9 protein-coding genes are annotated in these 10,637 nt (G+C 65.6%); 6 read left to right on the plus strand and 3 right to left on the minus strand.

Annotated elements, in window-relative coordinates; all coding sequences use genetic code 11:
• Positions 1-24: 24 nt before the first annotated feature.
• Together Q0Q48_RS19905 and Q0Q48_RS19910 are read left to right on the plus strand one after the other, a co-directional pair.
• Complete coding sequence (locus Q0Q48_RS19905; protein ID WP_295141433.1) at positions 25-948, plus strand: YihY/virulence factor BrkB family protein; 924 nt, start codon at positions 25-27, stop codon at positions 946-948.
• Between the two features lie 12 nt (positions 949-960).
• A complete protein-coding gene (locus Q0Q48_RS19910) occupies positions 961-1,152 on the plus strand; it encodes a hypothetical protein (protein WP_295141435.1) in 192 nt (63 codons plus the stop codon).
• On the opposite strand, the gene Q0Q48_RS19915 is transcribed toward Q0Q48_RS19910, so the two are convergent.
• Positions 1,149-1,373, minus strand: a complete 225-nt coding sequence (locus Q0Q48_RS19915) for a hypothetical protein (protein WP_295141438.1) — start codon at positions 1,371-1,373, stop codon at positions 1,149-1,151. The two genes, Q0Q48_RS19910 and Q0Q48_RS19915, sit on opposite strands and share 4 nt — an antisense overlap.
• A 97-nt stretch (positions 1,374-1,470) precedes the next feature.
• Between Q0Q48_RS19915 and Q0Q48_RS19920 the strand changes: the two genes are divergently transcribed.
• Both Q0Q48_RS19920 and Q0Q48_RS19925 read left to right on the plus strand, forming a co-directional pair.
• Positions 1,471-1,989 (plus strand): tetratricopeptide repeat protein, encoded by a 519-nt coding sequence (locus Q0Q48_RS19920; protein WP_295141441.1) that lies wholly within the window; start codon positions 1,471-1,473, stop codon positions 1,987-1,989.
• A gap of 62 nt (positions 1,990-2,051) precedes the next feature.
• Positions 2,052-3,530: a M23 family metallopeptidase gene (locus tag Q0Q48_RS19925; RefSeq protein WP_295141442.1), complete on the plus strand. Its 1,479-nt coding sequence runs from the start codon at positions 2,052-2,054 to the stop codon at positions 3,528-3,530.
• Here Q0Q48_RS19925 and Q0Q48_RS19930 read toward each other — a convergent pair.
• Positions 3,516-5,012 carry an amino acid permease gene (locus tag Q0Q48_RS19930; RefSeq protein ID WP_295141445.1) on the minus strand — a complete coding sequence of 499 codons (1,497 nt, stop codon included), beginning with the start codon at positions 5,010-5,012 and terminating at the stop codon, positions 3,516-3,518. The two genes, Q0Q48_RS19925 and Q0Q48_RS19930, sit on opposite strands and share 15 nt — an antisense overlap.
• 47 nt (positions 5,013-5,059) lie before the next feature.
• Here Q0Q48_RS19930 and Q0Q48_RS19935 point away from each other — a divergent pair, with 47 nt between their 5' ends.
• Positions 5,060-5,809 carry a DUF4239 domain-containing protein gene (locus tag Q0Q48_RS19935; protein WP_295141448.1) on the plus strand — a complete coding sequence of 250 codons (750 nt, stop codon included), beginning with the start codon at positions 5,060-5,062 and terminating at the stop codon, positions 5,807-5,809.
• A 29-nt stretch (positions 5,810-5,838) separates the two neighbouring features.
• On the opposite strand, the gene Q0Q48_RS19940 is transcribed toward Q0Q48_RS19935, so the two are convergent.
• Positions 5,839-9,489, minus strand: a complete 3,651-nt coding sequence (locus Q0Q48_RS19940; protein ID WP_295141451.1) for an autotransporter domain-containing protein — start codon at positions 9,487-9,489, stop codon at positions 5,839-5,841.
• Between the two features lie 152 nt (positions 9,490-9,641).
• Here Q0Q48_RS19940 and Q0Q48_RS19945 point away from each other — a divergent pair, with 152 nt between their 5' ends.
• The gene (locus Q0Q48_RS19945; protein ID WP_295141453.1) at positions 9,642-10,511 is read left to right on the plus strand and encodes a hypothetical protein; all 870 of its coding nucleotides are present in this window, start codon (positions 9,642-9,644) and stop codon (positions 10,509-10,511) included.
• Positions 10,512-10,637 lie beyond the last annotated feature (126 nt).

Below are 10,637 nucleotides of genomic sequence, written 5' to 3' on the forward strand. Positions count from 1 at the left end.
AACATGTCATAAACACGTCCGGAGGTGGGAGCGCTTTCCGCCGGGGCGCGTTCACCGCCGGTGAACAGCCTGTCTTCCTACGGCCGTGTCCGGCGGCTTGTGACCGAGACGGTCGAAGGCTTCATCGACGACGGTGCTCTTAGCCGCGGCGCATCTATTGCCTATTTCACGCTTTTCTCGCTCGCCCCGGTCTTGCTTCTCGTCATTGCCGTCGCCGGCCTCGCTTTCGGGCGGGACGCTGCCGAAGGCGCAATTGTCGACCAGCTGAGCGGCTTGATGGGCCGGGACACCGCGGAGGCTACCCAGGCCATGATCCGCAGTGCCGGCGACCGCACGTCGGGCCTTCTGGCCACGCTGATTGGCGTGGCGACCGTCCTGATCGCCGCCAGCGGTGTATTCGGCGAAGTGCAATCCGCCCTGAACGCGATCTGGAAGACGCAGTCGCGGACCTCGACCATGTCGCGCCTGCTGCGAGCGCGTCTCGCCAGCTTCGGTCTGGTGATTACACTGGGCTTCGTACTGATGGTTTCGCTGGCTCTCAGCGCGGCCCTGACGGCGCTTGGAAAGTTCTTGAAGTACAGGTTTCCGGTCGCCGAATTCGCCGTGCAAGCGACCGATTTCGTGACCTCGGTCGGCCTGATCTCCGGCATGTTCGCCATCATGTACAAGGTGCTTCCCGACACGCCGATCCGCTGGCGCGACGTCGCGGTCGGGGCACTGATGGCCACAGGCCTGTTCGAGGGGGGCAAATACCTGATCGCGCTCTACATCGGCCAGACCGACGTGGCCTCGAGTTTCGGCGCGGCCGGCGCGCTGATCGTGCTGTTGCTCTGGATCTTCTATTCGACCCTGATCTTTCTGCTGGGGGCCGAATTCACCCGGGCGTGGACCCATGTCTATGGATCGCGCTGCGACGATCCCGCAGCTGTTCCGCTGCGGGCCTCTTAGACCGGAGACTCAATGCGCAAGATGGTCGATATCGAGTCGGCCCGGCGGACGGCTCTCGAGCTGTTGGCGAGCGACACCGGAAAGCGCCTGCAGGACCTGTTCGACGAGGCGATCGCGGATCTCCTCAAAAAACACGGACGCCCAACCACGACGTCGGAAATGGTCGCCGCGAGCGCCCGGCGAGAGAGGAAGAAGCGTCGCTAGCTCGTAACGGCGAAGGCGACCAGCAGTGCGAGCGTTCCGCCAAGCCCCAGTAGAACGGCCAGGACCGGGATATGGCCGAGGAAGGCCAGCGCCAGGCATGCGAGCACCAGGGTGACGTGAAGGACGGCAAACAGGACCAGCTTGCTGAAGCTGTGGAAGGTTTCCTGATGCTCGCGCAATTCCTGCGCGGGAATATCGGGCGAACCGAGGGGCGTGGCCATGGCGAACCTGCGTGTTGGTTGATCCTGCGCGGGCAACGCGGGCCCCGATCGCTGCGTTGCTTGCAGCGTGCCTGACGAGACGCCATATCATGGGGACATGAAATCGGTTCTGTCGGCACTGCTCGTGCTCCTCGTCGCGGCCACGGCCTCACCCGCGACGGCCCAATCCTACGAAGACCAGATGCGTCAGGCGGCGGGCGCCTACGAGCGCAAGGACATGGCGACCGCCGTGCGCATCTGGAAGGCGTGGGCCGCCAAGGGAGAGGCCGAGGCGCAGACCCTGCTCGGCGCCATGTACTGGAGCGGCGAGGGCGTGCCGCGCAACCTGAACGAAGCGGCAAGACTCTATCTTGCTGCTGCCAAGCAGGGCTATGCGCGTGCGCAGAACAATATCGGCTTCATGCTGGGCTTCGGCGAGGGCGTCCCGCCGCGTGACGACATCGAGGCCTACAAGTGGATCAAGCTGGCCATCGACGGATACACGGCGAAGAATCAGGACCGGCTGGACCAGGCCCGAAAGGACCTGGCGACCCTGTCTTCCCGCATGAATCCTGCGCAAATCGCCGAGGCGGAAAGGCGCGTTCGGGCATGGAAACCCGTGCCAAAGGTGCGGTAAGGTCTGCGACCACGCGGCGGTCACGAGCGATGCCCCGGCGTCGGCCCTATAAGAAGGACTGAATGAACCGACCCTCGGTCGCTGCGGCTTTTGCCGCCTCATTGCTTGTCGGCGGGATGTCGCAAGGCATCGCGCGCGACCTGCCGTGGGTCGACGAGGCGCATACGACGGATCCCGGTCGAATGGCGGAGCTTCGGGTGCTGGGGGCGGAATTGGCGCCCCTCTACGATCAGCCCTCGGCCGTAGCCGGTCTTCGTGACCACCTCCATTTCATGGAATTGGCGTCGGTGGATGGGCTTCTCGAGCGGAGCGTGGCCATCGAGTTCACGCCCCCACAGCCGCTCATTGCGATCGCCGAAAACGCTGCACCGCCGGTAGCGAGCGGCCCGGTCCCCGAAGCCGTGCTGGCGCAGGGCGTCACTGCCGCAGACAGGATGCTGGGCGACGGCCGGGATGACGAGCGGCTGCAGGCCTATCTCCCGTTCGAGCGCCGGCTGGGCGTCTCCGGGGTGATCTCCGGTCGCTCCTTCGAAGCCTCGGCCGTGGCGGCGGGCGTTCCCGCGCCTGCCATGCTCGAAGCGATGCAGGCCATGGCCCTCTCGGTCGACCTCGAGAAGGAGATGCGCGACGGCGACAGGTTCTATGTCCGCTACGAGCAGACCTTCACCCAGGCGGGCGCCCCGCTCGATGTCGGCCGTGTGCTCTGGATGGAACTGCGCACGCCCAAGGGCGTGATGGCGATCCATCGCTTCCGTGCGCGCGACAACAATGAGCGATTCTGGATGGCGAGCGGACAGGCCGCGATGCCGCCCTCGTTCAGGCTGCCGCTCGATACCGTTTCGATCTCGTCGGGCTTCGGCCTGCGCGCCGATCCTTTCGACCAGCCGCCGCCGCCCTATGGCGGCAAGCCGCAAGGTGCCGGCGGCCCGCAGCGTCCGCCCGGCCTGCCACCCGGCCTGCCGACGGGGGGCGCCACCGACATGCCACGTGCGGGCGTCGGCGCAGGATTTGCCGCATCGCCGGGCGCCTCCGCCTACGGCAGCTCGTCCTATGGCAGCTTCCGGGCGCCGCCGGCTTATGCGCTCTCGGCGCGACCCTCGTCGTCGCGGTCGCTGTTCATGCATGAAGGCGTCGACCTGGTTGCGCCGGCCGGCACACCGGTCGTTGCGGCCGCCGACGGCCTCGTCGTCGGGGCGGCGCCGAACGGGCGCTACGGCAACTGGATCCGCATCGAGCATGGCGGCAAGCTGGCTTCGGTCTACGGCCATCTCTCGGCCTTCGCGGCCGGCCTGAAGCCCGGCCAGATCGTCTCGCGCGGCGACGTGATCGGCTATGTCGGCAGCACCGGCCGCTCGACCGGCGCGCATCTTCATTTCGAGCTTCAGGTCGACGGCAAGCCCGTGAACCCGATCACCCATCCCGAGCTGAAGCGCGCCCAGCTGCGCGGTCCGGATTTCGAGCGCTTCCGCAGGCAGGTGGCGGCAAGTCTTGCCGAACGCGACCGCGAAGCCAGACCGGCTGCCGTTTCAGTCGGCGACTGACCCGGTCGTCTCGCGAGCCTTGATCGCGAAGGCCTCCTCCGGCGACAGGACCAGCCTGCGCCGGCCGACGAGCGCGAACCACGCAATTCCCAGCGCGAACCATCCACCGACGCCGAGAACGCCTGACACGAACACCGGATCGAGCAGCTGATAGACCAGCGTCACGCTGGCGATGACGATAGTGACCGCGGCCCCAGTCACTCCCATGGGCGAGCGATAGGGGCGGGCGAGGCCCGGCAATCGCGCGCGCAGCACCAGGAAGCTCACGGCCTGCAGCAGATAGGAAAGCATTGCGCCGGCCACCGCCATGTTGAGCAGCATGCCCTGGATCACGGCAGCGCCGCGCTCGGCGCCCATGCCGAACCACAGCACGAACATGATGGCGAGGGCCACGGCCGAGCCGGCCAGCAGCGCGACATGGGGCGTCTTGTGGCGCGGATGGGTGATCGACAGGAAGCGTGGGAAATAGCCGGCGCGTGACAGGGAATAGATCTGCCGCCCCTTGGCGAAGAGGATGGTGTGGAAGCTGGCGACCAGGCCGATGCAGGCAACCAGGGCCAGCAGCTTTGCCAACCCGCCGCCGAACGTGGCGCGGAAGCCGTCGAGCAGCGGCTCGCCCGAGCCCGCGAGCTGGAAGCTGCCCGGCGAAACCGACGAGTTGAGCCAGACGGTGAGACCGGCGGACACGAGAAGTGTCAGTAAGCCTGCCACGATGCCGCGCGGAATGTCGCGCGACGGCTCCATCGATTCCTCGGCCGCGAGCGGTAGCTGCTCGATGGCGAGGAACAGCCAGACAGCGAAGGGAAGCGCGGCCAGCGCGCCGTGCAACCCGAAGGGCAACAGCGAGCCGCCGCCCTGGGCAAGCTCCACGGGCTTGCCGTCGGGCCCCGCGCCGATGTTGAGCGCATGGCGGTTGAAGTCGGTAATGGGCAGGGCCGAAATCCAGAACACCGCGAGGCAGGCGAGCGAGGCCAGCGTAACGATGACGGTGACCTTGAAGGAAAGCTCGACGCCGCGGACGTTCAGCGCCACGAACACCGCGTAGCCGGCCACCCAGTAGGCCGGCAGCCAGGCGGGAGGTGTCTCAAACACTCCGGCGAGATAGGTCGCCAGGAAGGACACGATGACGGCCGGCGTCAGCACGTATTCGACGTTCTCGCAGAGACCGGTGACGAAGCCGCCCCACGGCCCCATCGAGGCGCGTGCGAAGGAGTAGGCCCCGCCCGTGTGGGGAAGAGCGGCTGCCATTTCGGCGATGCAGAATACCAGCCCGAGATACATGACGGCGATGATGCAGGCGGCCAACGCATAGCCGCCCCACCCGCCGGCCAGAAGACCGAGGTTCCAGCCCGAATAATGGCCCGAGATGACAGCGCCGACGCCGAGCGCCCACAAAGAGAAGATCCCGGCGTAACGGCGCAGACCGCGGCGGGCGAAGTAGTCTTCTGTAACGGTCTGGTAAGGGGGCAGCGGTAGGTTCATTGCACATATGTTACCGGTGCAGGCCGGTTCTGGACGAGGTGAAAGAGTTGAGTGCCGTCGAAACCGCGCTGCTTGTCCTGGGCGTGATCCTGATCAGCACCGCCGCTGGCGTCCTTCTCCGCCGCAAGCTACCCGAGAAGCACCTGAGCGGCGACTCGAAGGACGTCATCAAGCTGGCGACGGCCCTGGTCGCCACCATGGCGGCACTGGTGACGGCGCTTCTCTTCGCCTCGACCCGCGCCTCCTACGAGGCCACTCACAGCCAGGTCGGCCAGCTCACGGCCAATGTCATCGAGCTCGACCGTCTTCTCAAGGACTACGGCGCCGAAGGCGTGGCGCTGCGGCAAGCCCTGCGCCAGGACGTTGCCGCGATCGTGAATACGATCTGGCGCGATGACGATGCCGTCGCCCTGAGCCCGGCACAGGCTTCGGCGTCGGAAGCCCAGGTCATCACCAGGCTGCGCTTGCTTGCGCCGCACGATCCGGTTCAGACCTCGCTGCAGGCGCGGGCATCGGTGGTGAGCAATTCGCTGGCCCAGATCCAGCTGACGCTCTACGCCCACCCGTCCGACTCGCTCGCCAAGCCGTTCATTACCGTGCTGGTCCTGTGGCTCTGCTTCATTTTCGGCAGCTTCGCCATGTCGGCGGATGCCAATGGCACAATGCTGAGCGTGCTGTTCTTCTGTGCCCTATCGGCGGCCAGCGCGATCTATCTCATCCTCGAACTGGGCCAGCCGTTCGACGGGCTGATGCAGGTGCCGAGCGGGCCGCTGCGGCATGCGCTGGCGCCGCTGTAGCGTGGTAAGGCGGGCCGACGGCACCGCCGCTACCAGGTCATGCGGAATCCGGCGGTGAGGGCGTGGTTGGAATCCTGGCTGGAGATATCGCCCTCGTAGCGGAAGTAGACGGAGGTGGCGTCGGCGATGGCTGTGTTGGCGGAGAGGCCCAGGACGACGCTGTCGCGCTGGGGCGCGGCGCCGTAGGTGGTGAAGGGCAGGGCCGGTGCGCCGACGAACGAGGCGGTGACGGGCCGGCCGGTATCGGCATATTCGTGGCCCCAGCCCAGCTTGAACTGCATCGCCAGCTTCTCGCGCCAGCCGAGGTCCATCGCGCCGCCGAGCTGGGCGCCCAGCACGCTGCGCAGCGAGTTGGTGGTTTGGGAGGCGACGGACAGGTCGAGCGAGCCCGCGCCGGATTCGGTGAAGGCGGCCTGGGTTGCGGTGGCAGCCTGCAAGCGTGCGAAGGGCGTGACGTAGGCTTCCGCGAGGCCGCCGATCTCGAAGCGGTAACCCGTCTCGACCTGGCCGAAGAACAGGTTGGCGCCGGTGCGGCCGTTGGCGGTGCGCGACAGGCCGGGGATGGTGATCTGGCGCGTCATGCGGTTGTCGGAATAGGCATAGGCCGCCAGCCCGTCGACATAGACGGCGTCCCTGGCATAGCTGGCGTAGAGGCCAGCCTGGAACGTGTCCGAGATGCCGACTCCGGAGAAGCCGCCGACCCACTGGCTGCCACTGGTGAAGCCGGCGGTGACACCGACGAGCAGGTCTGGCGTCACGCGCCGGTCGATGCCGGCCGCGAAGCCCCCAAGATTGTAGGTGAGCGTGCCGGCATTGGCGGTCCCGCCGACGACACCGAAACCGCCGAGCGCGCCGCCCCAGGCACCCCACGGCGCCGGGTTCGACGTGTCGCAGGCGACATCGCAGGCCTCGGCCAGGGCGACGCGCTTGCTGCCGCCCGAGGTGCCGCCCACCGTGTTGGCGAAGTTGGTCATGAATATCTGCGTGGTCGCGATGCCGGCTGATGAGAAGGCCGAATAGTTCTGGCCGCTGATCGCGTTCATGGCCGCGACGCCCTGCTGGGCATTCATCGTCGAGAAGGCGCCGAGCACGGTCGCGAAGTCGCCGGTGGCGCCGATGGCGCCGGCGTCGAGCACCGCGCCGACGGCGGCTTGGTTGGACGTCTGGGCCTGGCGGGCGAAGCCGCCAACCTGCAGGGTCAGATAGACGTTGTTGGCGTCGTAGCTGAGGCTCGGCAGCAGGAACGGCAGGCTGGCGGCGGCGAGTGACGTCACCGACGAATAGGTCCCCGTGACGCCGCCGGTGGTGCTGAGGATCGTATAGGTAGTGCGCGGCGCGTAGGGGCCCCCGGAGGACGGCGCCACGAAGACACTGCTGCCGGCCGCGATGGTGGCTTTGCCGGGTGCGCCGCTCACGTCGATCTGGTCGGCCTGCCCTTGAGCATTGGTCTCGACCATGTAGCTGCTGCCGGCGGCCTGGGTGAAGGCTCCGACGACATTCAGCGTTCCGATTGAGTTGCCGGGTGATACGAGGCCTGCACTGGTGAGATTGCCGTTGATGATGCCGCTGCCGGACAGGGCGCCGCCATTGGTTACATTGCCGGTGATCGTACCGTTGTTGACTGTAGTGCCGGTGTTGGTGAGTCCACTCAGGAAGGCCCCGCTGTTGAGGAAGAGCCCCTGGTTGAGAAGCGGTCCGGCGCCCGGCAGTGATGTGAACGTGCCGGCATTGGCCAGCATGGCATTGGCCGCGACCGAGTAGCCGCCCGTCGTGGTGAAGGCGGCACCCGACCGGATGCCTAGGCTGCCGATCATCGTGCCGGTGAGATTCAGGACGCCGCCGTTCACGAACGTCCCGCCGGTGTAGGTAGCGGCTCCGGCAAGAGTCTGGTTCCCGCTGGCGATGGTCAGGCTGCCGCCAGAGCCGGGATAGGAGCCGCCGTCACTCAGCTTGCCCGAGTAGGTGCCGCTGGCACTGGCGATCGTCAAGGCGTTACCGCCGAGCTTCACGTGGCCCGTGCTGGCGCCCGTCAGGGACGAGATGGTGACAGGCGCCCAGGCGCGGGAGATGTCGAAGACGCCGTCGTTGGTCACGCCGCTCGAGGTCTGGATGCTGCCCGGTCCCGAGACCAGCAGGGATCCGCCCGCATTGATCGTCGTCGAGCCGGTGTAGGTGTTCGTGGCGCTCGTTTGGACTTGTCCTCCATTCTGGATGACCATTCCGCCGGGACCTGAAATGACGCCTGCGAGGCCCAGCGGGACGTTTGCACCGGAGACGATCAGCGGACCGTTGGCCGTCGTCGCCAGAGGCGCGTCGGTCACGAAGAATGGCGTATATCCGATCGCCTTGCCTGAAAGGTCGAACAATACCGAGTTCTGCATGAAGAACGGCAGACCGATCGTATTGTGCGTCGTCTCGATATAGTCGGCGGAATACGAACCATTTGGTGGATTCATGTCCATCACCACCGGCTGCAGACCCGGAATGCTGCTGCCGTCCGGCTGCTGGGCCGAGATCGTGACGCCTGTCGGCGGCGCGCCGGCGCCGCTCAGGCTGTGGTTCAATGAGACATTCGTAGTACCTGTGTCGAACAGACCGGGGGCGACCTGCGACTGCGTTCCGCCGGGTCCCGTCACCGAAACCTGGAGATTGACGCCGGTTTCTATGGAAGCGTTGTTTCCCCGCGTCGTGCCGTAGGGATTTGGAAAGGGCGCGCTCTCTTTGGTCCAGGAAATCAGCCCCGGATTGTTCTTCTTGTCGCTCGGCAGGCCAACCGGCACGAACTGACCAAGCATCTGAGGCGTGAGGCCCACTGTCACGCACGGATTGCAGTTCGTGACCTCGACGCCTGCGTTGCCTCGGATCGTCACCAGTGCATTGCCAGTGGGCGGATTCCCATTGCCCGTATTGCCCGGGTTCGACTGGCCGTTCGCGGCCACCACGTAGCCTTGGGCGACGACATTGGGATTGTTGACAGTGATCTGTCCCAGCACGGAGCCGACCGGGATCGGAGGGCCGAGGTAAGAGGTACAGGCCGTTGGAAGCGTGACGGCGGTTGCGCAGCCACCGACGGAGTAGGTGAAATTGCCGGCGCCGAAGATCCCGTAGAAGCCAGGGGCTTCAGGGGCCACCGGATTGGGATTGTCCGGACACGAATAACTCAGAGTGCCGCAGAAATAGCTGGGATAGTTCTGAACCGGGCCTCCATTGCTGTTGTCGGAGGTCACTGCGGTCATCACGAAGCCGCCGCCTGCCGGGGTCTCGAGGGTCGTCGTCCCGCCAGCGGGGTTCTGGAAGCTGAGGGAGGGGATCTGGAGAATGTTGCCCAGATAGCCGCGGCAGCTGCCGGGAGCGCTGGTGGAGCCGTAGCAGAACTGGACGTTGTTGCCGTTGGCGTACGACGAGGCCGGAGCGGAGGTGGTGTAGCTCGAATATCCCCCCCAAGTGGTCGGGTTGAACGCGGCATTAAATCCGGGCGACCCCGTATCGAAAAGGTAAGGCTGCAATGGACCGCCGTTGATGCCGACCTGGATGGCAAGCCGGTACGCATTGTCGCCGAGAGAGGTGTACGAAAGGGGAATGTTCAGCGATTGGGTCGGCATGTACTGGCCGAAGGCCGGGCCATTTGCGCACAACGCCAGAGCGAGGCCGATCAGGCCACGATAGATGGCTTTTAGCATGAGATTCCGTCTCCCCAACGCTGAAACGCTATGGGAAGAAGCTGAAGCACGACAAGATGGTTACTCACCAAAATGGGTCACTGCGCAGCTCATCTTCTCGATTCGGCAAGATGTCGAACGGAGGCCGGCTTGAGGTTCGAAGGAGGCCAGCAATGAATCGGTCCGGCCGCGCGATGGACCTGGCGATGCATCCCGAGGTTTATACGATCGGCCGGATATCGACCGAGTTCTTCCTGCGCGGCTTCGAGGTGTTTGGCCGGGCCCACGATGACGTCCTGGGCGGCATGATCATCATGACAATGCTGGGCGATGCGCTTGCCGACCATGGAGGGAACAAGCCACTGGGAATTCGCGATCTGGCGCGCCGGCTGGATACGCCGTTTGAGACCGTACGTCGTCAGGTTCACAAGCTCGTTCGGAGGGGAATCTGCCATGTGGCGGATGGCGGAGTATGTCTTGCCTCCGCGATGCGTCGCAGCTCGCGTACGAACGCGATGTTGCACAAGATCTATCTGGAAACGGCCCGCATGCTCGACGTGCTGAGGCGGATCAAGATCGGGCATTTCAAGCCGCCGAGATCCTCCAATGCGCCGCGCAACCTCAGCAAGGAGCAGGTTATCATCATCGTGGCATCGATCCGGGTTCTGCTGGCCGCCATGAAGGTCTTGCGGGGCTTCTTCGATGGCGACCTCATGACCGGGTTGGTGTTCACCGCAATTCGGGCCGCCAACGTCAAGCACATCACCAACACCGCGCCCGGCGCCAACCGGGACATACTGCCCGACTCGGATCGGCGGCCGGTCAGCATGATGGCGATCTCGAACTCGATGATGCTCCCTTACGAGACGGTCCGTCGGCACACTGCAAAATTGATGAAGCAGGGCAAATGCGTGCGTGTCGGCCGCGATGGCCTGGTCGTCCCGGCGGCCGCTTATCGCAAAATGACACTGGAAGCCGGCACGGTCGTTCAACTCGTTTTCGATTTCATGGACGAGTTGCGAGCGTCCGGGATCAAGGTTTGACGGGACGCCCGGGGGGCCGGGCGTCCGGCCTCGTGATGACGCCTCAGTCCCAGGCGGCGTCGACGATCTGCCCGGCCTCGGAGAGGACCAGAGTCAGGCGGTTGGGCTCGTAGTCGTAGCTCGGGA

The organism is uncultured Reyranella sp. (genome assembly GCF_945957355.1).
In the GTDB taxonomy this organism is placed as follows: domain Bacteria; phylum Pseudomonadota; class Alphaproteobacteria; order Reyranellales; family Reyranellaceae; genus Reyranella.